Genomic DNA, 22,894 nt, shown 5'->3' with positions numbered 1-22,894 from the left:
GTGTCCCCGCGTTCCGCCGGATACGCGGGGATACAGCGGCACTTTCCGGGCATAGGGGGGTAGTTGGGGCTCTGCCGCCGGGTGACACCCCCGACGTAACGTGTCCCCCAAGCGACCTGGAAAGCGAGGCAGCAACAGATGCCCGAGCAGAGCAGCCCGCTCGATCTGGCCGAGGGCGACCCCTTCGGTCCGCACAACCTTCCGTACGGCGTCTTCTCCGCGCCCGACCGGCCCGGAGAACGACGCGTCGGCGTCCGCATCGGCAGCCATGTGCTGGACGCCGGGGCGGCGGCGCTGGCCCTCGGCTCGCCCTACGCGCAGCTGCTGGCCCAGCCCGACCTGATGCCGCTGCTCGCGGCCGGCCGCACCGCCTGGAGCGATGTACGCCGGGCGCTGACCGCGTGGGTGACGGTCCCGGCCCACCGCGCCGACATAGAGCCGCTGCTGCACCCGGTGGACTCCGTGACGCTCCATCTGCCCTACCGGGTGGCGGACTACGTCGACTTCTACGCCAGCGAGCACCACGCCACCAACGTCGGCCGGATCTTCCGCCCGGACGGCGACGCGCTCACCCCCAACTGGAAGCACCTGCCGATCGGTTACCACGGCCGCGCGGGCACCGTCGTGGTCTCCGGTACGGACGTGGCGCGCCCCTCCGGCCAGCGCAAGGCCCCCACGGACCCGGCGCCCGTCTTCGGCCCGTCCGTGAAGCTGGACATCGAGGCCGAGGTCGGCTTCGTCGTCGGCGTCGGCTCGGAGCAGGGCCGGTCCGTCGCCCTCGCCGACTTCCGCGAGCACGTCTTCGGGCTCTCGCTGCTCAACGACTGGTCGGCACGGGACATCCAGGCATGGGAGTACGTCCCGCTGGGCCCCTTCCTCGGCAAGTCGTTCGCCACGTCCGTGTCGGCGTGGGTGACGCCGCTGGAGGCCCTGGACGCCGCGCGCACCGCTCCGCCGGCCCGCGACTTCCCGCTGCTGCCCTACCTCGACGACGCGGACGACGAGGAGCCCGGCGGATTCGACCTGCGGCTCTCCGTCGCGATCAACGGCCAGGTCGTCGCGGAGCCGCCGTTCTCCACCATGTACTGGACGGCCGCCCAGCAGCTCGCGCAGATGACGGTCAACGGCGCCTCACTGCGGACCGGTGACCTCTACGGTTCCGGCACCATCAGCGGCGCGGAACCGGCCCAGCGCGGCTCGCTCCTCGAACTCACCTGGAACGGCCGCGACCCCCTCGAACTCCCCGACGGCAAGCGGACGTTCCTGGAGGACGGCGACACGGTGACGCTGACGGCGTGGGCACCGGGACCGGACGGCACCCGGGTCGGTCTCGGGGAAGTGACCGGCCGGATCGTCTCCGCGCCATGATCCCGCCGCCGCCCGAGCCGACGCTGCCCGAGGAACTGCTGCTGCTCGCGCTGGACCCGCAGCGCGGCAAACCGTACTGCCGCAACCGCTTCCTGGAGTACGCGATGGCCGGGGCGGCCCTGGCCGAGCTGGAGCTCCAGGGGTGGATCGCCGAAGAGCGCGGGCAGGCCCGGCTGGCCAAACCGCTGGAGCCGCCGGACCCGCTGCTCGCCACGCCGGTCCGGAGCCTGCCGGCCCCCGGCAAGGGCCGGCGCGGCTCGGGCGTATCGGCGACGCGCCTGGTGCGGCAGTCGGGCCGGCAGGTCACGGGGCAGTACCTGGACGCCCTCGTGCAGCGCGGCGTCCTGCGCCGGGAGACCCACCGGTTCCTCGGCCTGCTGCCGTACCACCGCCACCCGGTGGTGGCGAAGGACCTGGCCGCGCAGGCCCGCCACCGCTTCGCCAGCGCCGAGCGGGCGGGCTTCCCCGACCCCCGGAGCCGGGCACTCGCCGCGCTCGTCTCGGCGGCGGGCCTGTCCCGCTTCCTCGCCGCGGACCGGGCCGGGCGCGCCGCGATGCGCCACCTGATCCGCGAACAGTGGCCGGCCCACGCGGTGCACCGCAACGTCCGCCGCGACCGGTCGAACCAGTCGGGGGGCGGGGGGTAGGCCCTGGGTCGGGCGGCCCGGGGGACGACGGTCAACAGCGCGTGACCCGCTCACGCGTGGGGGGGTGTCCTGGCTCCTCTGGCCGGCGTACGGGCCGGCCGGAACACGAGACTCCTTCGTATGCGAGTACCGATGAGCGCCGAGCCCCCGCCCGCCGAGCCACGGTGGCCGGTTCCGCCCGAGGGCGGATGGACCTCCGATGACCTGGACATGCTTCCGGATCTGCCTCCGCACACGGAGCTGATCGACAGCAGCCTGGTTTTCGCGGTTCCTCAGACCCTCTTCCATGCGCGGGCCGTCAGCGAGTTCAGCCGGTGGCTGCGGTCCTCGGCGCCGCCCCGCCTGGAGGTCCTGTCCCGGTTCACGATCGACATCGACCGTTGGAACCGGCCCGAACCCGACGTGGTCGTCGTCCGCGCGGACGCGGTCGAGAGTCTGTGGCAGACACGGTTGCCCGCGAGCAGCGTGCTGCTCGCGGTCGAGGTCGTGTCCGAGGAGTCCGTCACGCGGGACCGGGAGACCAAGCCCGTGAAGTACGCCCGGGTGAAGATCCCGCACTTCTGGCGGGTGGAGAACCACGACGGCCGCGCCGTGGTCCACGTCTTCGAACTGGAGCCGGCCACCGGGGCCTACACCTCCACCGGCATCTTCCACGACCGGATGAAGGTGTCCGTGCCCTTCCCGGTCGACCTCGACCTCACCGCCATCACCCCGCGCCGCCGGGGAGCGGCGGCGGACCCGCGGTAGGTCCGCCGTACCCGGCGCCCCGTCTCAGTCGAACTCCGGCGGCTCCTCGTCCCAGCCGAACTCCGGATCGGCGTCCGGGACGGTGGGGCGGGGCACCGCGGCAGGTGCGGGCGCGGCCGCCGGTGCGGGGGCCGCTTGCGGGTCCGGGGCCGGGGCGGGAGCCGGGGGCTGTGCCGGGGCCGGGGGCTCCGTGGGTGCGTCGCCGAACGAGGCCAGCACCTCCAGCACCCCGTCCCCGTACGTCGCGAGCTTCTTCTCGCCGAGGCCGCTGATGCCGCCGAGCTCGGCGGTCGAGCCCGGACGCAGCGTCGCGATCTCGCGCAGCGTCGCGTCGTGGAAGATCACGTAGGCCGGGAGGCCCAGCTCCTTGGCCTGGGCGCCGCGCCAGGCTCGCAGTGCCTCGAAGACCGGCACGGCCTGCTCCGGCAGCTCGGCGACCGCCGCCGAGGACTTCGCCTTCCGGTCGCCCTTCGAGGAGCGCGACGCGGGCTTCGGGGCCTCCTTGCGCAGCAGCACCTCGCGCTCCCGGCCGAGCACAGAGCCGCTCTCCTCCGTGAGCACCAGCGTGCCGTACTCGCCCTCGACGGCGAGCAGGCCCTGGGCCAGCAGCTGCCGGACCACGCCGCGCCACTCCGCCTCGGCCAGCTCCTCGCCGATGCCGAACACCGAGAGCTGGTCGTGGTCGAACTGAATGATCTTCGCCGTCTTGCGGCCCAGCAGGATGTCGATGATCTGGCCCGCGCCGAACTTCTGCCCGCGCTCCCGCTTCAGCCGTACCACCGTGGACAGCAGCTTCTGGGCGACCACCGTGCCGTCCCACGTCTCGGGCGGGGCCAGGCAGGTGTCGCAGTTGCCGCAGGAGGCCGTGGTGGGCTCCTGGCCGAAGTACTTCAGCAGCTGGGCCCGCCGGCACTGCACGGTCTCGCACAGGGCCAGCATGGAGTCCAGGTGCGAGGCGGCCCGGCGGCGGAAGGCCTCGTCGCCCTCGCCGCCCTGGATGAGCTTGCGCTGCTGGACGACGTCCTGGAGTCCGTAGGCCATCCAGGCCGTGGAGGGGGCGCCGTCCCGGCCGGCCCGGCCGGTCTCCTGGTAGTACCCCTCGACGGACTTCGGCAGGTCGAGGTGGGCGACGAAGCGCACGTCCGGCTTGTCGATGCCCATGCCGAAGGCGATCGTCGCGACGACGACCAGGCCCTCCTCGCGCAGGAAGCGGGACTGGTGGCGCGCGCGGATTCCGGCGTCCAGACCCGCGTGGTACGGGACGGCCTCGATGCCGTTGCGGCAGAGGTACTCGGCGGTCTTCTCGGTGGAGTTGCGCGAGAGGCAGTAGACGATGCCCGCGTCCCCGGCGTGCTCCTCCTTGAGGAAGGACAGCAGCTGCTTCTTCGGGTCGGCCTTGGGCACGATGCGGTACTGGATGTTGGGCCGGTCGAAGCCCGCCACGAAGTGCTTGGCGTCGGGCATCCCCAGGCGCTGGGTGATCTCCTGGTGCGTGGCCGCGGTCGCCGTCGCCGTCAGCGCGATGCGCGGTACGTCGGGCCAGCGCTCGCCCAGCACGGACAGGGCCAGGTAGTCGGGCCGGAAGTCGTGGCCCCACTGGGCGACGCAGTGCGCCTCGTCGATCGCGAAGACGGAGATCTCACCGCGCGAGAGCAGACCGAGGGTGGAGTCCAGCCGGAGCCGCTCCGGGGCCAGGTACAGCAGGTCCAGCTCGCCCGCGACGAACTGGGCCTCCATCGAGCGGCGCTCGTCGAGGTCCTGCGTGGAGTTGATGAATCCGGCCCGCACGCCCAGCGCCCGCAGGGCGTCCACCTGGTCCTGCATCAGGGCGATCAGCGGCGAGATGACGATGCCCGTACCGGACCTGACCAGGGACGGGATCTGGTAGCAGAGCGACTTGCCGCCACCGGTCGGCATGAGCACGACGGCGTCCCCGCCCGCCACCACATGGTCGACGACCGCTTCCTGCTCGCCCCGGAACGTCTCGTACCCGAAAACCCGGTGGAGCGTCTGCCGCGCATCGCTCTCGGTCACATCCACGGTCACATCTGTCACGCCTGTTACGCCCGTCCCGCTCATCGCTCTGTCCCCCGGCATCCGGCCCGTTCCGTCCCTGTTCTCCCCTGCCACGATAGGCGCCGGCTACGACAGCGCCGGACGGGCTTGACTCACAAGCCCGTCCGGCGCTGTTCCAGCGGTGGTGCCCCATCGCCCTACCGCACGAAGACTCCCGCCTGGCTCGCCAGGTCCAGGAAGTACTGCGGGGCCAGGCCCAGCACCAGCGTGACCGCGACACCGACCGCGATCGTGGTCATCGTCAGCGGGGACGGGACGGCGACCGTGGGGCCGTCCGCCTTCGGCTCGCTGAAGAACATCAGCACGATGACCCGGATGTAGAAGAACGCGGCGATCGCCGAGGAGATCACACCGACGACGACCAGTCCGCCGGCGCCGCCGTCCGCCGCGGCCTTGAACACCGCGAACTTTCCGGAGAACCCCGAGGTGAGCGGGATACCGGCGAAGGCCAGCAGGAACACCGCGAAGACCGCGGCGACCAGCGGCGAGCGACGGCCGAGCCCGGCCCACTTCGACAGGTGCGTCGCCTCGCCGCCCGCGTCGCGCACCAGGGTGACGACGGCGAAGGCGCCGACCGTCACGAAGGAGTACGTGGCGAGGTAGAAGAGGACCGAGGAGATGCCCTCCGGCGTGGCCGCGATGACACCGGCCAGGATGAAGCCGGCGTGCGCGATCGAGGAGTAGGCCAGCAGCCGCTTGATGTCGGTCTGGGTGATGGCGACGATCGCGCCGCCCAGCATCGTGACGATCGCGATGCCCCACATGACCGGCCGCAGGTCCCAGGTGAGGCCCGGCAGCACCACGTACAGCAGGCGCAGCAGCGCGCCGAACGCGGCGACCTTCGTGGCCGCGGCCATGAAGCCGGTGACCGGGGTCGGGGCGCCCTGGTAGACGTCCGGGGTCCACATGTGGAAGGGGACGGCGCCGACCTTGAAGAGCAGGCCGGTCAGGATCATCGCGCCGCCGATGAGCAGCAGCGCGTCGTTGCCCATGGTGTCCGCGAGCGCCGGGTCGATCTGCTGGATGGAGCCGTCCACGACGGAGGCGATCCTGGCGTACGAGACGGAGCCCGCGTACCCGTAGAGCAGGGCGATCCCGAAGAGCAGGAACGCCGAGGAGAAGGCGCCGAGCAGGAAGTACTTCACCGCGGCCTCCTGCGACATCAGCCGCTTGCGGCGGGCGACGGCGCACAGGAGGTAGAGCGGGAGCGAGAAGACTTCCAGGGCCACGAAGAGCGTCAGCAGATCGTTGGCCGCGGGGAAGACCAGCATGCCCGCCACCGAGAAGAGGATCAGCGGGAAGACCTCGGTGGTGGTGAACCCGGCCTTGACCGCGGCCTTCTCGCTGTCGCTGCCGGGGACCGAGGCGGCCTGGGCGGCGAACGAGTCGACGTGGCTGCCGTGCGACGCGGGATCGAGCCGCCGCTCGGCGAAGGTGAAGACGGCGACCAGCGACGTCAGCAGGATGGTGCCCTGGAGGAACAGGGCGGGCCCGTCGATGGCGACGGCCCCCATCGCGGCGATGTGCGCCTTTGTCGTACCGTATCCGCCGGCCGCCAGGCCGACCACCGCGGCGAACGCGGCGACCAGGGCGACGACCGTGAGGAAGACCTGCGTGTGGTAGCGGGCCCGGCGCGGCACGAAGGCCTCGACGAGCACGCCGAGGACGGCGACTCCGATCACGATCAGGACCGGGGTCAGCTGGGCGTACTCGATGACCGGCGCCTTGAACTTCTCGTCAGGGGCGGCCGATGTCACCCCGCCCGCCATTGTCCACAGGCTGTGGACAGCTGTTGCGCTCACTTGGCGGCCTCCACCTCGGGCTGGGGGTCCTTCTTCTGTACGTCCGACATGGTGTGCTGCACCGCCGGGTTGACGATGTCCGTCAGCGGCTTCGGGTAGACGCCCAGGAAGATCAGCAGTGCGATCAGCGGGACGACCACCACCAGCTCACGGACCTTGAGGTCCGCCATGCCCTGGACCTCGGCCTTGACCGGTCCCGTCATCGTCCGCTGGTACAGGACGAGGACGTAGATCGCGGCGAGCACGATGCCGGTGGTGGCGATGATGCCGACCGCCGGATACGCGGAGAACACGCCGACCAGGACCAGGAACTCACTGACGAACGGGGCGAGCCCCGGCAGCGACAGGGTGGCCAGACCGCCGATCAGGAAGGTGCCGGCCAGGATCGGTGCCACCTTCTGCACTCCGCCGTAGTCGGCGATGAGCCGCGAGCCGCGCCGGGTGATCAGGAAGCCCGCCACCAGCATCAGCGCGGCCGTCGAGATCCCGTGGTTGATCATGTAGAGCGTCGCGCCGGACTGGCCCTGGCTCGTCATCGCGAAGATGCCGAGGACGATGAAGCCGAAGTGCGAGATCGACGCGTAGGCGATCAGCCGCTTGATGTCGCGCTGACCGACGGCGAGCAGCGCCCCGTACACGATGCTGATCAGCGCCAGGACCAGGATCACCGGCGTGGCCCACTTGCTGGCCTCCGGGAAGAGCTGGAGGCAGAAGCGCATCATCGCGAAGGTGCCGACCTTGTCGACGACCGCGGTGAGCAGCACGGCGACCGGGGAGGTCGCCTCGCCCATGGCGTTGGGCAGCCAGGTGTGCAGCGGCCACAGCGGGGCCTTCACCGCAAAGGCGAAGAAGAACCCGAGGAAGAGCCAGCGCTCGGTGCTGGTCGCCATGGAGAACGTGCCGTTGGCGCGGGCCTCGGCGATCTCGGAGAGCGAGAACGTCCCCGCGACCGTGTAGAGCCCGATCACCGCGGCCAGCATGATGAGGCCGCCGACCAGGTTGTAGAGGAGGAACTTCACCGCCGCGTAAGAGCGTTGGGCCGCGGCGTTCTCGTCGCCGCCGCCCTCCGCGGCGGCTGCCGCGGAGGAGGTGGCCCGGTCGCCGAAGCCGCCGATGAGGAAGTACATCGGGATGAGCATGGCTTCGAACAGGATGTAGAAGACGAAGACGTCGGTGGCCTCGAAGGAGAGGATCACCATCGCTTCCGTCATCAGCATCAGGGCGAAGAAGCCCTGGGTCGGCCGCCAGCGCCGGCTCTGGTTTTCCAGGGGGTCGGCGTCGTGCCAGCCCGCCAGGATGATGAAGGGCATGAGCAGCGCGGTGAGCGCCATGAGCGCCACGCCGATGCCGTCGACGCCCAGCTCGTACCGGACGCCGAAGTCCTTGATCCAGGCGTGCGATTCGGTGAGCTGGAAGCGGCTGCCACCCGGTTCGAAGCGGGCGAGCACGACTCCCGCGAGCACCAGGGTGCCCAGCGAGAAGAGCAGCGCCAGCCATTTGGCGGCGGTGCGCCGCGCGGCCGGGACGGCGGCGGTGGCGATCGCGCCGATCGCCGGGAGCACCGCCGTCGCTGTCAGGAGGGGAAAGGACATGTGATCAGACCGCCCTCATCAGCAGGGTCGCGGCAATGACGACCGCCGTACCGCCGAACATCGAGACCGCGTAGGAGCGGGCGTAGCCGTTCTGCAGTTTTCGCAGCCGGCCGGAGAGCCCGCCCATCGAGGCGGCCGTGCCGTTGACGACACCGTCGACCAGGGTGTGGTCGACGTAGACCAGGGAGCGGGTGAGGTGCTCGCCGCCGCGGACGAGGACGACGTGGTTGAAGTCGTCCTGGAGGAGATCGCGGCGGGCGGCCCGGGTGAGCAGCGAGCCGCGCGGGGCGACCGCGGGCACGGGCTTGCGCCCGTACATCATCCAGGCGATGCCGACACCGATGACGAGCACCACCATGGTGGCGGCGGTGACGGTGGTCGCGCTGACCGGGGCGTCGCCGTGGTCGTGCCCGGTGACGGGCTCCAGCCAGTGCAGGAAGCGGTCACCGATGGAGAAGAAGCCTCCGGCGAAGACCGAGCCGAACGCCAGGACGATCATCGGGATGGTCATGGACTTCGGGGACTCGTGCGGATGCGGCTCGTGGCCCTCCGCGTCGGGCTGCCAGCGCTTCTCGCCGAAGAACGTCAGCAGCATCACGCGCGTCATGTAGAACGCGGTGATCGCGGCGCCGAGGAGGGTGACCGCGCCGAGGATCCAGCCCTCGGTGCCGCCCTTGGCGAAGGCAGCCTCGATGATCTTGTCCTTGGAGAAGAAGCCGGACAGTCCGGGGAAGCCGATGATCGCGAGGTAGCCGAGGCCGAAGGTGATGAAGGTGACCGGCATGTACTTACGCAGGCCGCCGTACTTCCTCATGTCGACCTCTTCGTTCATGCCGTGCATGACCGAACCGGCGCCGAGGAAGAGCCCGGCCTTGAAGAAGCCGTGCGTCACCAGGTGCATGATCGCGAAGACGTAGCCGATCGGGCCGAGCCCGGCGGCCAGGATCATGTAGCCGATCTGCGACATCGTCGAGCCGGCGAGGGCCTTCTTGATGTCGTCCTTCGCGCAACCGACGATCGCCCCGAAGATCAGCGTGACCGCACCGACGATCACGACGACCAGCTGTGCGTCCGGGGCGGCGTTGAAGATCGCGCCGGACCGGACGATGAGGTAGACGCCCGCGGTCACCATGGTGGCGGCGTGGATCAGGGCCGAGACCGGGGTCGGGCCCTCCATCGCGTCGCCCAGCCAGGACTGGAGCGGCACCTGGGCGGACTTGCCGCAGGCGGCGAGCAGCAACATCAGGCCGATCGCCGTCAGCTTGCCCTCGGTCGCCCCGTCGGTGGCCGCCAGAACGGGACCGAAGGCGAAGGTGCCGAACGTGGTGAACATCAGCATGATCGCGATCGACAGGCCCATGTCACCGACCCGGTTGACCAGGAAGGCCTTCTTCGCGGCGGTGGCCGCGCTGGGCTTGTGCTGCCAGAAGCCGATGAGCAGGTACGACGCCAGACCGACGCCCTCCCACCCGACGTACAGCAGCAGGTAGTTGTCGGCGATGACCAGGATCAGCATCGCCGCGAGGAACAGGTTCAGATAGCCGAAGAAGCGGCGCCGGCGCTCGTCGTGCGCCATGTAGCCGATCGAGTAGATGTGGATCAGCGTGCCCACACCGGTGATCAGCAGCACGAACGTCATCGACAGCTGGTCGAGCTGGAAGGCCACATCGGCCTGGAAGCCCTCGACCGGAATCCAGCTGAACAGCTTCTGGTGCAACGCCCGGTCGTCGGCGCCCTTCCCCAGCATGTCGAGGAAGAGCACCACGCCGATGACGAAGGAGGCGGCGGCGAGCAGGGTGCCGAGCCAGTGGCCCACACGGTCAAGGCGTCGGCCGCCGCAGAGCAGCACCGCCGCTCCGAGCAGGGGCGCCGCGACAAGCAGCGCAATCAGGTTCTCCACGGTTCCAGGCTCCCCTTACAGCTTCATCAGGCTGGCGTCGTCGACCGAGGCCGAGTGGCGGGAACGGAACAGCGACACGATGATCGCGAGCCCGACGACGACCTCCGCGGCGGCGACGACCATCGTGAAGAACGCGATGATCTGGCCGTCGAGGTTGCCGTGCATCCGGGAGAAGGTGACGAACGCGAGGTTGCAGGCGTTGAGCATCAGCTCCACGCACATGAACACCACGATCGCGTTCCGCCTGATCAGCACCCCGGACGCGCCGATGGTGAACAACAGTGCGGCGAGATAGAGGTAGTTGACCGGATTCACTTGGCGACCTCCTCTTCTTCGGTGTTGTCCCGGCCGAGCCGTTCGCCGGAGCGCTGCTCAAGGGCCTTGAGCTCGGCCAGCGACTCGTGGGAGACATCGCGCATCTGTCCGCGCTTGCGCAGCGTCTGCATCACGGTGAGTTCGGACGGTGTGCCGTCGGGGAGCAGTCCGGCGATGTCCACGGCGTTGTGCCGGGCGTAGACGCCGGGGGCGGGCAGCGGCGGCAGATGGCTGCTGCGGACGCGCTCCTCGGACATCTCCCGCTGGGTCTTGGCCCGTTCGGTGCGCTCGCGGTGGGTGAGCACCATCGCGCCGACGGTCGCCGTGATCAGCAGGGCGCCGGTGATCTCGAAGGCGAAGACGTACTTGGTGAAGATGAGGCTGGCGAGCCCCTCCACGTTCCCGCCGTGCTCGGCGTTGGCGGCGCCGAGCCCGTTGAAGCTGTTCAGTGAGGCGTTGCCGATGCCGGCGATCAGGAGGACACCGAAGCCGAGACCGCAGGCGACGGCCAGCCAGCGCTGGCCCTTGAGGGTCTCCTTCAGCGAGTCCGCCGCCGTGACACCGACGAGCATGACCACGAAGAGGAACAGCATCATGATGGCGCCGGTGTAGACGACGACCTGGACGATGCCCAGGAAGTAGGCACCGTTGGCGAGGTAGAAGACCGCCAGGATGATCATGGTCCCGGCGAGGCTCAGCGCACTGTGCACGGCCCTCCTCATCAGGACGGTGGACAGCGCGCCGATCACGGCGACGGTGCCGAGCAGCCAGAACTGGACGGCCTCGCCGGTCGAGGTCTGGGAGGCCGCGGCGGCCAGGCCGGTCATGCGTCCACCTCCTGCGTCGAGCCGTTGCTCGCGCTGTCGCCGTCGGACGGCTTCTCGCCCTTGGAGACGGCGACCTGGCGCTGCGTACCGGGGGCGACCTCGGTCACCAGGCCCCGGTAGTAGTCCTGTTCGTCCGTGCCGGGGAAGATCGCGTGCGGGCTGTCGACCATGCCTTCCTCCAGGCCCGCGAGCAGCTCGTCCTTGGTGTAGATGAGGCTCTCGCGGGTGGTGTTGGCGAGCTCGAACTCATTGGTCATCGTCAGCGCCCTGGTCGGGCAGGCCTCGATGCACAGTCCGCAGAGGATGCAGCGCGCGTAGTTGATCTGGTAGACGCGGCCGTAGCGCTCCCCCGGGGAGTAGCGCTCCTCTTCGGTGTTGTCCGCGCCCTCGACGTAGATCGCGTCCGCCGGACAGGCCCAGGCGCACAGCTCGCAGCCGATGCACTTCTCCAGGCCGTCCGGATGGCGGTTGAGCTGGTGCCGGCCGTGGAAGCGCGGCGCCGTCACCTTCGGCGTCTCCGGATACTGCTCGGTCAGCCGCTTCTTGAACATGGCCTTGAAGGTCACGCCGAAGCCGGCCACCGGATTCTGGAACTTGTCGTCCGAGGACTGCGGGGACTGGGCGGACCCGCCGGCCCCCGAACCCCCGGAAGCCACGCTCGACCCCGTCGGCCCGGTGGCCTTCGGGGGCCTCTCGGACCCCCGCGACTCAGGCAGTTCAGACATGGTCGGCCTCCTTTCCGTCACTCGGATTTCCGTCACTCTGAGTATCCGCGCCACCACTGACAACGAGCTCCCGCTCACGTCGCGGCGCGCGCCGCGGCACCGGCGGCAGGGTCTGTCCGGGCAGCGGTGGCACCGGGAATCCGCCCGCCATCGGGTCGAACGCCGGCTCCGGCTCCGCCTCGGCCTCCGCGGCTCGGCCCTTCTTGTCGCGGAACATGTCCACGACGAAGGAGATCAGCAGGACCGCGATCACGGCCCCGGCCACGTAGAGCAGGATCTTCGAGTAGTCGTAGCCCTCGTTGCGCAGCGCCCGCACCGTGGCGACCAGCATCAGCCAGACCACGGAGACCGGGATCAGGACCTTCCACCCCAGCTTCATCAGCTGGTCGTAGCGGACCCGGGGCAGCGTGCCGCGCAGCCAGATGAAGAAGAACAGCAGCAGCTGGACCTTGAGGACGAACCAGAGCATCGGCCACCAGCCGTGGTTCGCGCCCTCCCAGAAGGTGCTGATCGGCCACGGGGCCCGCCAGCCGCCCAGGAACAGGGTGATGGAGACCGCGGAGACGGTGACCATGTTGACGTACTCGGCGAGCATGAACATCGCGAACTTGATCGACGAGTACTCGGTGTTGAAGCCGCCGACCAGGTCGCCCTCGGACTCCGGCATGTCGAACGGGGCGCGGTTGGTCTCACCGACCATCGTGATGATGTAGATGATGAACGAGACCGGCAGCAGCAGGATGAACCAGCGGTCCTGCTGCGCCTCCACGATCTTCGAGGTCGACATCGACCCGGAGTAGAGGAACACCGAGGCGAACGCGGCGCCCATCGCGATCTCGTAGCTGATCATCTGCGCGCACGAGCGGAGACCGCCGAGCAGCGGGTACGTCGATCCGGAGGACCAGCCCGCCAGCACGATGCCGTAGATACCGACCGAGGCGACCGCGAGGATGTAGAGCATCGCGATCGGGAGGTCGGTGAGCTGCATCGCCGTACGGTGCCCGAAGATCGAGACCTCGTTGCCGGACGGGCCGAACGGGATCACCGCGATCGCCATGAACGCCGGTACGGCGGCGACGATCGGGGCGAGGATGTAGACGACCTTGTCCGCCCGCTTGACGACCAGGTCCTCCTTCAGCATCAGCTTGATGCCGTCGGCGAGCGACTGGAGCATGCCCCAGGGGCCGTGCCGGTTGGGACCGATGCGCAGCTGCATCCAGGCGACGACCTTGCGCTCCCACACGATGGAGAAGAGCACGGTCACCATCAGGAACGCGAAGCAGAAGACCGCCTTGACGACGACCAGCCACCAGGGGTCGGTGCCGAACATCGACAGGTCCTCGGCGGCGAGCACCGCGCCGTGCGGGGCCGCGGCCAGTTGAGCGAAGGCAGTCACGCTCGCACCTCCGGTGTGACGTCGGGAGTACCCGGTGCGGCGGGACCGATCCGCACCAGACCGCCGGGCCGGGCGCCGGTACCGGCCGGCACACCCCGTCCGACGGAGTTCAGCGGCACCCAGACCACCCGGTCCGGCATGTCGGTGACCTGGAGCGGGAGTTCGACACTGCCCGCCGGGCCGCTGACGGCCAGCAGATCGCCGTCCTTGACGCCGGTCTCGGCGGCGGTGACGGCGGAGAGCCGGGCGACCGCGGCGTGCCGGGTCCCGGCCAGCGCCGTATCGCCCTCCTGGAGCCGGCCCAGGTCGAGCAGCAGCCGGTGGCCCGCGAGGACCGCCTCGCCGTCGCCGGGCCGGGGCAGCGGCCGGGAGGGCTCGCGCGGGTCGTCCGCGTGCGTGCCCTGCCAGCCGCCGAGGCGGTCCAGCTCGCGGCGCACCGACTTCAGGTCCGGCAGCGCGAAGTGGACGTCGAGCGCGTCGGCGAGCATGTGCAGCACCCGGGCGTCGCCCGGCGCGAGGGTCCGGGTCATCTGCTCCGGCTTCAGCGCGGCCTCGAACATCCGCGCCCTGCCCTCCCAGTTGAGGAAGGTGCCGGACTTCTCGGCGACCGCGGCCACCGGGAACACCACGTCGGCGCGGTCGGTGACCTCACTGGGGCGGAGCTCCAGCGAGACCAGGAAGCCGACCCGGTCCAGTGCCTCCAGGGCCCGGTCCGGATCGGGCAGGTCCGCGGTCTCGACGCCGGCGACGAGCAGTGCGCCCAGTTCGCCGGTGGCCGCGGCCTCGATGATCTGGCCGGTGTCGCGGCCGAACCGGGACGGGAGTTCGGCGACGCCCCAGACGGCCGCCACCTCGTCCCGGGCCCGCGGGTCGGTGGACGGGCGGCCGCCGGGCAGCAGCGACGGGAGTGCGCCCGCCTCCACCGCACCGCGCTCGCCGGCCCGCCGGGGAATCCACACCAGGGTGGCGCCGGTGGCGGTGGCGGCCCGTACCGCGGCGGTCGGACCGCCCGGCACTCCGGCCAGCCGCTCCCCCACCACGATCAGGGCGCCCGCACCGCGCAGCGCCTCGGCGGCGGCCGCGCCGTCGCCGTCCAGGCCGACACCGCCGGCGATCGCGTCCAGCCACTCCGTCTCGGTCCCGGGGGCGGCGGGCAGCAGCGTGCCGCCCGCCTTCGTGAGCCCGCGGGTGGCGTGCGAGGCGACCGCGAAGGTCCGCTGTCCGTGGTTGCGGTGGGCCTTGCGCAGCCGCAGGAAGACGCCGGGCGCCTCCTCCTCTGACTCGAAGCCGACCAGCAGCACGGCCGGCGCCTTCTCCAGCGAGGTGTACGTGACCCCCACGCCGTCCAGGTCGCGTCCGCGCCCGGCGACGCGGGCGGCCAGGAAGTCGCCCTCCTCGCTGCTGTGCACCCGGGCCCGGAAGTCGATGTCGTTGGTGTCCAGGGCGATCCGGGCGAACTTGCTGTACGCGTAGGCGTCCTCGACGGTCAGCCGGCCGCCCGTGAGGACTCCGGCCCGGCCGCGCGCGGCGGAGAGTCCGGCGGCGGCCGCCGCCAGTGCCTCGGGCCAGCTCGCCGGTTCCAGCTCGCCGGACTCGCCCCGTACCAGCGGAGTGGTGAGCCGGTCGCGCTGCTGCGCGTAGCGGAAGCCGAAGCGGCCCTTGTCGCAGAGCCACTCCTCGTTGACCTCGGGGTCGTTGGAGGCGAGCCGCCGCATGACCTTGCCGCGCCGGTGGTCGGTGCGGGTGGCGCAGCCGCCCGCGCAGTGCTCGCACACCGAGGGCGACGACACCAGGTCGAAGGGGCGGGAACGGAACCGGTACGCCGCCGAGGTCAGCGCCCCGACCGGGCAGATCTGGATGGTGTTGCCGGAGAAGTACGACTCGAACGGGTCGCCCTCGCCGGTGCCGACCTGCTGGAGCGCCCCGCGCTCGATCAGCTCGATCATCGGGTCGCCCGCCACCTGGTTGGAGAACCGGGTGCAGCGGGCGCAGAGCACGCACCGCTCACGGTCCAGCAGCACCTGGGTGGAGATCGGGACGGGCTTCTCGTACGTCCGCTTCTTCCCGTCGAAGCGGGAGGTCGCGTCGCCGTGCGACATCGCCTGGTTCTGCAGCGGGCACTCGCCGCCCTTGTCGCAGACCGGGCAGTCCAGCGGGTGGTTGATGAGCAGCAGCTCCATCACTCCGCGCTGCGCCTTGTCGGCGACGGGCGAGGTGATCTGCGACTTGACGACCATGCCGTCGGTGCAGGTGATGGTGCAGGACGCCATCGGCTTGCGCTGGCCCTCGACCTCGACGATGCACTGGCGGCAGGCGCCGGCCGGGTCGAGGAGCGGGTGGTCGCAGAAGCGCGGGATCTCGATGCCGAGGAGTTCGGCGGCCCGGATGACCAGGGTGCCCTTGGGCACGCTGATCTCGATGCCGTCGATGGTCAGCGTGACGAGGTCCTCGGGCGGGAGCGCCGCCTCGCCGCCCCCGGAGGGCGCACTCGTGGTGACTGTCATGCGTTCACCCCCCGGTGAGCGTTCTCGTCGTCGGCCCAGACGGTCGACTTGGCGGGATCGAAGGGGCAGCCCTTGCCCGTGATGTGCTGCTCGTACTCCTCGCGGAAGTACTTGAGCGAGGAGAAGATCGGTGAGGCGGCGCCGTCGCCGAGGGCGCAGAACGACTTGCCGTTGATGTTGTCGGCGATGTCGTTCAGCTTGTCGAGGTCCGACATCTGTCCCTTGCCGGCCTCGATGTCGCGGAGCAGCTGGACGAGCCAGTAGGTGCCCTCACGGCACGGCGTGCACTTGCCGCAGGACTCGTGGGCGTAGAACTCGGTCCACCGGGTGACGGCCCGCACGACGCAGGTCGTCTCGTCGAAGCACTGGAGCGCCTTGGTGCCGAGCATGGAACCGGCGGCGCCGACGCCCTCGTAGTCGAGGGGCACGTCGAGGTGCTCCTCGGTGAACATCGGGGTGGAGGAGCCGCCCGGGGTCCAGAACTTGAGCCGGTGGCCGCGGCGCATCCCGCCGCTGATGTCGAGGAGCTGGCGCAGCGTGACGCCGAGCGGGGCCTCGTACTGGCCGGGGCCCGAGACGTGTCCGCTGAGCGAGTAGAGCGTGAAGCCCGGGGACTTCTCGCTGCCCATGGACTTGAACCAGTCCTTGCCCTTGTTCAGGATCGCGGGAACCGAGGCGATGGACTCGACGTTGTTCACCACGGTGGGGCAGGCGTACAGACCGGCGACCGCGGGGAAGGGCGGCCGCAGCCGGGGCTGGCCGCGCCGTCCTTCGAGCGAGTCGAGCAGCGCGGTCTCCTCACCGCAGATGTACGCGCCGGCGCCCGCGTGCACGGTGAGTTCCAGATCGAGTCCGGAGCCCAGGATGTCCTTGCCGAGATAGCCCGCCTCGTACGCCTCGCGCACGGCCTCGTGCAACCGCCGCAGTACGGGGACGACTTCGCCGCGCAGGTAGATGAAGGCGTGCGAGGAGCGGATCGCGTAGCAGGCGATCACGATGCCTTCGATGAGGCTGTGCGGGTTGGCGAAGAGGAGCGGGATGTCCTTGCAGGTCCCGGGCTCCGACTCGTCGGCGTTGACCACCAGGTAGTGCGGTTTGCCGTCGCCCTGCGGGATGAACTGCCACTTCATCCCGGTGGGGAAGCCCGCGCCGCCGCGGCCGCGCAGACCGGAGTCCTTGACGTACGCGATGAGGTCGTCCGGCGACATGGCCAGCGCCTTGCGCAGTCCCTCGTACCCCTCGTGGCGGCGGTAGGTCTCCAGGGTCCAGGATTCGGGCTCGTCCCAGAAAGCGGACAGGACCGGTGCCAGAAGCTTCTCGGGACTGGTCCCGTTCTCGTCGATTTCGGCGGCCAACGTCATCACTCCCCCTCCTCGGCGGCGGGACCGGCCGGGTGTTCCGGGTCGGATGCCGAGGTCTGCTGTGGTGCGTCATGGGAGCTGAGGTGCTCGGCGCCCTTCTGCGGTTCGTCGCGCGGGGCTTCGCCGCGCGGGCTCACCACGCGGGGCCGCGGTGTGGCCTCGCCCTTGGCGAGCTTGAGGCCGATCAGCGACGCGGGGCCGGCTCCGCCGGTCGCCTCGACCGCACCGGGGCGCTCGTCGGGGAATCCGGCCAGTATCCGGGCGGTCTCCTTGTACGAGCACAGCGGGGCGCCGCGGGTCGGCTCGACGGTGCGGCCGGCGATCAGGTCGTCGACGAGTCGCGTCGCGCTCTCGGGCGTCTGGTTGTCGAAGAACTCCCAGTTCACCATCACGACGGGTGCGAAGTCGCAGGCCGCGTTGCACTCGATGTGTTCGAGGGTGACCTTGCCGTCCTCGGTCGTCTCGTCGTTGCCGACGCCGAGGTGGTCCTTGAGCCGGTCGAAGATCGCGTCGCCGCCCATGACCGCGCAGAGCGTGTTGGTGCAGACGCCGACCTGGTAGTCGCCGCTCGGCCTGCGCCGGTACATCGTGTAGAAGGTGGCGACCGCGGTGACCTCGGCGGTGGTGAGACCGAGCAGCTCGGCGCAGAACGCCATGCCCGTACGGGAGACGTACCCCTCCTCCGACTGCACGAGGTGCAGCAGCGGCAGCAGCGCGGAGCGGCTGCCGGGGTAGCGGGCGATCACCTCCTTCGCGTCCGCTTCGAGCCTGGCGCGCACCTCGGCCGGGTAGGCGGGGGCGGGGAGCTGCGGCATCCCCAGACTGACTTCGCTGCGTGCTTCGGTCACCGGTCGACGCCTCCCATCACGGGGTCGATGGACGCGACGGCGACGATGACGTCGGCCACTTGGCCGCCCTCGCACATCGCCGCCATGGCCTGGAGGTTGGTGAAGGACGGGTCGCGGAAGTGGACCCGGTAGGGGCGGGTGCCGCCGTCGGAGACGACGTGCACGCCGAGTTCACCCTTGGGCGACTCGACCGCGGTGTACGCCTGCCCGGCCGGGACCCGGAAGCCCTCGGTCACCAGCTTGAAGTGGTGGATCAGGGCCTCCATGGAGGTGCCCATGATCTTCCTGATGTGGTCGAGCGAATTGCCGAGTCCGTCCGGTCCGAGCGCGAGCTGCGCGGGCCAGGCGATCTTCTTGTCGGCGACCATGACCGGGCCGGGGGCGAGCCGGTCGATGCACTGCTCGACGATCCGCAGCGACTGGCGCATCTCTTCCAGACGGATGAGGAAGCGGCCGTAGGAATCGCAGCTGTCCGCCGTGGGGACGTCGAACTCGTAGTCCTCGTACCCGCAGTAGGGGTCGGTCTTGCGCAGGTCGTGCGGGAGTCCGGCGGAGCGCAGGACGGGGCCGGTGGCGCCGAGCGCCATGCAGCCGGTCAGGTCGAGGTAGCCGACGTCCTGCATACGGGCCTTGAAGATGGGGTTGCCGGTGGCGAGCTTGTCGTACTCCGGCAGGTTCTTCTTCATGGTCTTCACGAACTCGCGCAGGTGGTCGACCGCGCCCGGGGGCAGGTCCTGGGCGAGTCCGCCGGGCCGGACGAACGCGTGGTTCATCCGCAGGCCGGTGATCAGCTCGAAGAGGTCGAGAACGAGTTCACGATCGCGGAAGCCGTAGATCATGATCGTCGTGGCGCCGAGCTCCATGCCGCCGGTGGCGATGCACACCAGGTGCGAGGAGATCCGGTTGAGCTCCATCAGCAGCACGCGCAGGACGGTGGCCCGGTCGGGGATCTGGTCCTCGATGCCGAGGAGCTTCTCCACCCCCAGGCAGTACGCCGTCTCGTTGAAGAACGGCGTCAGGTAGTCCATGCGCGTGACGAAGGTGGTGCCCTGCGTCCAGTTCCGGAATTCGAGGTTCTTCTCGATGCCGGTGTGGAGGTAGCCGATGCCGCAGCGGGCCTCGGTGACGGTCTCGCCGTCGATCTCCAGGATCAGCCGGAGCACACCGTGGGTGGACGGGTGCTGGGGGCCCATGTTGACGATGATGCGCTCGTCGTCGGAGGCGGCCGCCGACTGGACGACCTCGTCCCAGTCGCCGCCGGTGACTGTATATACAGTCCCCTCGGTCGTCGCGCGGGGTGTCGCGTGGGGAGTGGTCATCAGGAGTACGACCTCCGCTGGTCCGGAGCCGGGATCTGGGCGCCCTTGTACTCGACGGCGATGCCGCCGAGCGGGTAGTCCTTGCGCTGCGGGAAGCCCTGCCAGTCGTCCGGCATCATGATCCGGGTGAGGGCCGGGTGCCCGTCGAAGACGAGCCCGAAGAAGTCGTAGGTCTCGCGCTCGTGCCAGTCGTTGGTCGGGTAGACCGCGACGAGGGACGGGATGTGCGGATCGCTGTCCGGCGCGGACACCTCCAGCCGGATGAGCCGGCCGTGGGTGAGGGAGCGCAGGTGGTAGACGGCGTGCAGCTCGCGTCCCTTGTCACCGAGGAAGTGGACGCCGCTCACCCCCGTACAGAGCTCGAAGCGCAGTGCCGGGTCGTCGCGCAGGGTCCTGGCGACGGTGGGCAGGTGCTCCCGGGCGATGTGGAAGGTCAGCTCGCCGCGGTCCACGACGGTCTTCTCGATGGCGTTGGCCGGGAGGAGATCCTGTTCCTCCAGGGCCCCTTCGAGCTCGTCGGCGACCTCGTCGAACCAGCCGCCGTACGGGCGCGAGGTGGCGCCCGGCAGGGCGACCGTGCGGACGAGCCCGCCGTAGCCGGAGGTGTCGCCGCCGTTGTTGGCGCCGAACATGCCCTTGCGCACGCCGATGACCTCGCCGTGCTCGTCGCGCGGTGAGGGGACGCCGTTGGTGTTCTGCTCCTGGTCGCTCATCGCAGGAGCCCCTTCATCTCGATCAGGGGCAGTGCGTTGAGCGCCGCTTCCTCCGCCTCGCGGGCGGCCTCCTCCGCGTTGACCCCGAGCTTGGAGCCCTGGATCTTCTGGTGGAGCTTGAGGATCGCGTCGATCAGCATCTCGGGACGCGGCGGGCAACCCGGCAAATAGATGTCAACCGGGACAATATGATCAACACCCTGAACAATGGCGTAATTATTGAACATCCCGCCCGATGACGCGCAAACCCCCATGGAGATGACCCACTTGGGGTTCGGCATCTGGTCGTAGACCTGCCGCAGAACGGGCGCCATCTTCTGGCTGACCCGCCCCGCCACGATCATCAGGTCCGCCTGCCGCGGCGATCCGCGGAAGACCTCCATCCCGAACCGGGCCAGGTCGTAGCGACCGGCCCCGGTCGTCATCATCTCGATGGCGCAGCAGGCGAGGCCGAAGGTGGCGGGGAATACGGATGACTTCCGTACCCAGCCGGCGGCCTGCTCGACAGTGGTCAGCACGAAGCCGCTGGGCAGCTTCTCTTCGAGTCCCATGGTGTGCCCCTCAGCCCCTCAGTCCCATTCCAGGCCGCCGCGACGCCATACATACGCATAGGCGACGAAGACGGTGAGCACGAAGAGCAGCATCTCGACGAGCCCGAAAATCCCCAGGGCGTCGAAGGTGACCGCCCAGGGATAGAGGAAGACGATCTCGATGTCGAAGACGATGAAGAGCATCGCCGTCAGGTAGTACTTGATCGGGAAGCGGCCGCCTCCGGCTGGGGTGGGGGTGGGTTCGATACCGCACTCGTACGCTTCGAGCTTTGCCCGGTTGTACCGCTTGGGGCCGATAAGCGTGGCACTGACCACGGAGAAGATCGCAAACCCTGCCCCGAGGGCGCCGAGCACGAGGATGGGCGCGTAGGCATTCACGCTCCTCGCTCCTTCCAGTCGTCCTTGACCGTTGGACCGCATCGGGCAATCTGGCTCGCCACCTCACCAAGATCGTGCACATGTGAGGCAGTTCACAAGCCCGACTGCCCCGCATCCTATGCCCGACGTCCTGTGATCTGCGACACGGGGTACGACAACGTCTTTGTGATCTCCACCACCTGACGAACGATCATGAAGTCGGATGAGCGGTGATCTTCGTACACGAAGCGGCCGAGTGATCACGAGACGTGACATCCGGTGCCGTTACCCCTGGTCAAAGAGGTGTCGCCCTATCAAGCGATGGTGGCTACAGCCAAATTGGCGATGGACGCGATGCGGTGATATAGGGATCTGCCCCACTCTGGGGTCCCGGCGGCCGCCCCACGGCCGCCCGCGGCCGTCGGGACCGAATCCGCGAGGGACGAAATGGATGCATCGCGGCATCTCCGTCCTTACGGACGAATAACCCATCGCGCACCGCCAGTTCCGCACTCACTCCACACCTCTCGCGCGAGGTGCTCGTATGCCCGTCACGCCGAGACCATGCTGTGACCTGCGTCACTCGACCACCCTCGCCACACAAGCGGGCTTGGCCAACGGTGTGAACGGATGGTAAGTGACGGGCAATTCGGGCGTATTGCCGAAAACCCGTGATCACAGCCGTGATCACGTCCGTCCGATTTGCCCGTTACGGCGTCAATAAAGGCCACCAGAAAGCGGATTCACAGATTCCGGACGTAACTGTGTCGCAACACACGTTTCTTGATGGGACCCCTGAGGCCCTGATAGCGCTAGTACCCATGTCCCACACCGCTCTCATACCCAGCCACCGGAAGCCCCGCCAAAGCGCCTCGAAATCGGCGCTGCGGGCCGGAGTTGCCGGTGGCGTCCTCAGCACCATCGCGGTCGCAGGCGCTGCCGCTCCGGCCCAGGCCGAGCCGGTGACCCAGACCATCGAGATGCCCACCATCACGGCCGGCCTCTCCACCACCGTCGCGGCGTCCGCCGAGGCCACCCAGCAGGTCGCCCTGGACCTGGAGACGCAGGCCCAGGAGGACGCGGCGGCCACGACCGCCGCCAAGGCCGCCAAGAAGGCCAAGGCGGAGGCCGTCCGCAAGGCCGAGGCCAAGAAGAAGGCCGAGGCAGCCGCCAAGGCCAAGGCGGAGGCCGCCGAGCGCGCTTCCCGCACCGCCGAGCGCACGACGCTCAGCGCCCCCTCGGGCTCCTCCTCGTCCGGTTCCACTTCCTCGGCTTCGACCGCCTCGGCGCCGGTATCCTCCTCCGCCACGGGCTCCGCGGCCTCCGTCGTGTCGTTCGTGCAGATGCAGGTCGGGGACGCGTACGTGCCCGGCGGCACCGGACCCAACTCGTGGGACTGCTCCGGTCTCGTCCAGGCCGCGTTCCGCACGGTGGGCGTCGACCTGCCGCGCGTCTCGCAGAGCCAGTCGACCGCGGGCACCCAGGTCGGGCTCGGCAACCTCCAGCCGGGCGACATCCTGTACTGGGGCAGCGCGGGCAGCGCGTACCACGTCGGGGTCTACGTGGGCGGCGGCCAGTTCGTCGGCGCGCAGAACTCCTCCACCGGTGTGGTGCAGCGCCCGCTGGACTACGACATGCCGACGGGTGCGGTCCGCATCCTCTGAGTCGCGTCCTCCGGGTCGCGCTCTCTGAGTGGCATCCTCTGAGTCGCGTCCTCCGGGTCGCGCTCTCTGAGTGGCATCCTCTGAGTTCACGGATTCACAAGCGCCTCGGCGCACCTCGAAGAGCCGTCGCTCCCCCGCTCGGGAGCCGCGGCTCTTCGGCGTTTCCAGCCGAGGTCGCCGGT

The 22,894-nt window shown here is 69.7% G+C and carries 19 protein-coding genes; 4 read left to right on the top strand and 15 right to left on the bottom strand.

The features are described 5' to 3' along the window. The first annotated feature begins 138 nt into the window (after window positions 1-138). The 3 genes from fahA (at window position 139) to ACIO3R_RS34105 (ending at window position 2,762) form a co-directional block, all read left to right on the top strand. A complete protein-coding gene (gene fahA, locus ACIO3R_RS34115; protein WP_402110905.1) occupies window positions 139-1,368 on the top strand; it encodes a fumarylacetoacetase in 1,230 nt (409 codons plus the stop codon). Further along, window positions 1,365-2,015 (top strand): GPP34 family phosphoprotein, encoded by a 651-nt coding sequence (locus ACIO3R_RS34110; protein ID WP_402110904.1) that lies wholly within the window; start codon window positions 1,365-1,367, stop codon window positions 2,013-2,015. The genes fahA and ACIO3R_RS34110 overlap by 4 nt, the downstream gene beginning before the upstream one ends. A gap of 132 nt (window positions 2,016-2,147) precedes the next feature. Continuing rightward, entirely contained in the window at window positions 2,148-2,762 is a 615-nt protein-coding gene (locus ACIO3R_RS34105; protein WP_385349840.1) for a Uma2 family endonuclease, read from the top strand. Window positions 2,763-2,786: 24 nt separating this feature from the next. Here ACIO3R_RS34105 and recQ read toward each other — a convergent pair whose 3' ends face one another. From recQ to ACIO3R_RS34030, 15 genes are all read right to left on the bottom strand, one after another. Continuing rightward, window positions 2,787-4,841: a DNA helicase RecQ gene (gene recQ, locus ACIO3R_RS34100; protein ID WP_402110992.1), complete on the bottom strand. Its 2,055-nt coding sequence runs from the start codon at window positions 4,839-4,841 to the stop codon at window positions 2,787-2,789. A gap of 134 nt (window positions 4,842-4,975) precedes the next feature. Then, window positions 4,976-6,640: an NADH-quinone oxidoreductase subunit NuoN gene (gene nuoN, locus ACIO3R_RS34095; RefSeq protein ID WP_385036960.1), complete on the bottom strand. Its 1,665-nt coding sequence runs from the start codon at window positions 6,638-6,640 to the stop codon at window positions 4,976-4,978. Further along, window positions 6,637-8,232 carry an NADH-quinone oxidoreductase subunit M gene (locus ACIO3R_RS34090; protein WP_385036962.1) on the bottom strand — a complete coding sequence of 532 codons (1,596 nt, stop codon included), beginning with the start codon at window positions 8,230-8,232 and terminating at the stop codon, window positions 6,637-6,639. The genes nuoN and ACIO3R_RS34090 overlap by 4 nt, the downstream gene beginning before the upstream one ends. A gap of 4 nt (window positions 8,233-8,236) precedes the next feature. After that, complete coding sequence (gene nuoL / locus ACIO3R_RS34085; RefSeq protein WP_402110901.1) at window positions 8,237-10,132, bottom strand: NADH-quinone oxidoreductase subunit L; 1,896 nt, start codon at window positions 10,130-10,132, stop codon at window positions 8,237-8,239. Between the two features lie 15 nt (window positions 10,133-10,147). Next, complete coding sequence (gene nuoK, locus ACIO3R_RS34080; protein WP_024493678.1) at window positions 10,148-10,447, bottom strand: NADH-quinone oxidoreductase subunit NuoK; 300 nt, start codon at window positions 10,445-10,447, stop codon at window positions 10,148-10,150. Further along, window positions 10,444-11,274 (bottom strand): NADH-quinone oxidoreductase subunit J, encoded by an 831-nt coding sequence (locus ACIO3R_RS34075; RefSeq protein WP_385036966.1) that lies wholly within the window; start codon window positions 11,272-11,274, stop codon window positions 10,444-10,446. Before ACIO3R_RS34075 ends, nuoK begins: the two co-directional genes overlap by 4 nt. Then, the gene (gene nuoI, locus ACIO3R_RS34070) at window positions 11,271-11,999 is read right to left on the bottom strand and encodes an NADH-quinone oxidoreductase subunit NuoI (protein WP_402110899.1); all 729 of its coding nucleotides are present in this window, start codon (window positions 11,997-11,999) and stop codon (window positions 11,271-11,273) included. Before nuoI ends, ACIO3R_RS34075 begins: the two co-directional genes overlap by 4 nt. Beyond that, complete coding sequence (nuoH, locus tag ACIO3R_RS34065) at window positions 11,992-13,395, bottom strand: NADH-quinone oxidoreductase subunit NuoH (RefSeq protein ID WP_402110898.1); 1,404 nt, start codon at window positions 13,393-13,395, stop codon at window positions 11,992-11,994. The genes nuoI and nuoH overlap by 8 nt, the downstream gene beginning before the upstream one ends. Further along, entirely contained in the window at window positions 13,392-15,899 is a 2,508-nt protein-coding gene (locus ACIO3R_RS34060; RefSeq protein ID WP_402110896.1) for an NADH-quinone oxidoreductase subunit G, read from the bottom strand. The genes nuoH and ACIO3R_RS34060 overlap by 4 nt, the downstream gene beginning before the upstream one ends. Then, the gene (gene nuoF, locus ACIO3R_RS34055) at window positions 15,896-17,260 is read right to left on the bottom strand and encodes an NADH-quinone oxidoreductase subunit NuoF (protein ID WP_363024345.1); all 1,365 of its coding nucleotides are present in this window, start codon (window positions 17,258-17,260) and stop codon (window positions 15,896-15,898) included. Before nuoF ends, ACIO3R_RS34060 begins: the two co-directional genes overlap by 4 nt. Next, complete coding sequence (nuoE, locus tag ACIO3R_RS34050; RefSeq protein ID WP_385036990.1) at window positions 17,260-18,075, bottom strand: NADH-quinone oxidoreductase subunit NuoE; 816 nt, start codon at window positions 18,073-18,075, stop codon at window positions 17,260-17,262. The genes nuoF and nuoE overlap by 1 nt, the downstream gene beginning before the upstream one ends. Window positions 18,076-18,104: 29 nt before the next feature. Then, on the bottom strand, window positions 18,105-19,427 hold the full coding sequence (locus ACIO3R_RS34045; protein ID WP_123524255.1) for an NADH-quinone oxidoreductase subunit D: 1,323 nt from the start codon (window positions 19,425-19,427) through the stop codon (window positions 18,105-18,107). Beyond that, window positions 19,427-20,140 carry an NADH-quinone oxidoreductase subunit C gene (locus ACIO3R_RS34040; protein WP_385349860.1) on the bottom strand — a complete coding sequence of 238 codons (714 nt, stop codon included), beginning with the start codon at window positions 20,138-20,140 and terminating at the stop codon, window positions 19,427-19,429. The genes ACIO3R_RS34045 and ACIO3R_RS34040 overlap by 1 nt, the downstream gene beginning before the upstream one ends. Then, window positions 20,137-20,691, bottom strand: coding sequence for an NADH-quinone oxidoreductase subunit B family protein (locus ACIO3R_RS34035; protein ID WP_024491742.1), 555 nt, complete (start codon window positions 20,689-20,691; stop codon window positions 20,137-20,139). The genes ACIO3R_RS34040 and ACIO3R_RS34035 overlap by 4 nt, the downstream gene beginning before the upstream one ends. Window positions 20,692-20,709: 18 nt before the next feature. Next, window positions 20,710-21,069, bottom strand: a complete 360-nt coding sequence (locus tag ACIO3R_RS34030; RefSeq protein ID WP_123460983.1) for an NADH-quinone oxidoreductase subunit A — start codon at window positions 21,067-21,069, stop codon at window positions 20,710-20,712. Window positions 21,070-21,869: 800 nt separating this feature from the next. Here ACIO3R_RS34030 and ACIO3R_RS34025 point away from each other — a divergent pair. Continuing rightward, window positions 21,870-22,712 (top strand): C40 family peptidase, encoded by an 843-nt coding sequence (locus ACIO3R_RS34025; protein ID WP_385036977.1) that lies wholly within the window; start codon window positions 21,870-21,872, stop codon window positions 22,710-22,712. Window positions 22,713-22,894 lie beyond the last annotated feature (182 nt).

Origin of the sequence: Streptomyces sp. NPDC087428 (genome assembly GCF_044744085.1) — a bacterium.
GTDB lineage: Bacteria > Actinomycetota > Actinomycetes > Streptomycetales > Streptomycetaceae > Streptomyces.
This window is presented reverse-complemented; position numbering and strand designations above follow the sequence as displayed.

Coding starts and splice junctions, on each gene's coding strand:
- fahA (WP_402110905.1), top strand. CDS start 139: ATGCCCGAGCAGAGCAGCCCGCTCGATCTGGCCGAGGGCGACCCCTTC.
- ACIO3R_RS34110 (WP_402110904.1), top strand. CDS start 1,365: ATGATCCCGCCGCCGCCCGAGCCGACGCTGCCCGAGGAACTGCTGCTG.
- ACIO3R_RS34105 (WP_385349840.1), top strand. CDS start 2,148: ATGAGCGCCGAGCCCCCGCCCGCCGAGCCACGGTGGCCGGTTCCGCCC.
- recQ (WP_402110992.1), bottom strand. CDS start 4,841: ATGAGCGGGACGGGCGTAACAGGCGTGACAGATGTGACCGTGGATGTG.
- ACIO3R_RS34090 (WP_385036962.1), bottom strand. CDS start 8,232: ATGTCCTTTCCCCTCCTGACAGCGACGGCGGTGCTCCCGGCGATCGGC.
- ACIO3R_RS34075 (WP_385036966.1), bottom strand. CDS start 11,274: ATGACCGGCCTGGCCGCCGCGGCCTCCCAGACCTCGACCGGCGAGGCC.
- nuoI (WP_402110899.1), bottom strand. CDS start 11,999: ATGTCTGAACTGCCTGAGTCGCGGGGGTCCGAGAGGCCCCCGAAGGCC.
- ACIO3R_RS34060 (WP_402110896.1), bottom strand. CDS start 15,899: ATGACAGTCACCACGAGTGCGCCCTCCGGGGGCGGCGAGGCGGCGCTC.
- nuoF (WP_363024345.1), bottom strand. CDS start 17,260: ATGACGTTGGCCGCCGAAATCGACGAGAACGGGACCAGTCCCGAGAAG.
- nuoE (WP_385036990.1), bottom strand. CDS start 18,075: ATGCCGCAGCTCCCCGCCCCCGCCTACCCGGCCGAGGTGCGCGCCAGG.
- ACIO3R_RS34045 (WP_123524255.1), bottom strand. CDS start 19,427: ATGACCACTCCCCACGCGACACCCCGCGCGACGACCGAGGGGACTGTA.
- ACIO3R_RS34040 (WP_385349860.1), bottom strand. CDS start 20,140: ATGAGCGACCAGGAGCAGAACACCAACGGCGTCCCCTCACCGCGCGAC.
- ACIO3R_RS34035 (WP_024491742.1), bottom strand. CDS start 20,691: ATGGGACTCGAAGAGAAGCTGCCCAGCGGCTTCGTGCTGACCACTGTC.
- ACIO3R_RS34025 (WP_385036977.1), top strand. CDS start 21,870: ATGTCCCACACCGCTCTCATACCCAGCCACCGGAAGCCCCGCCAAAGC.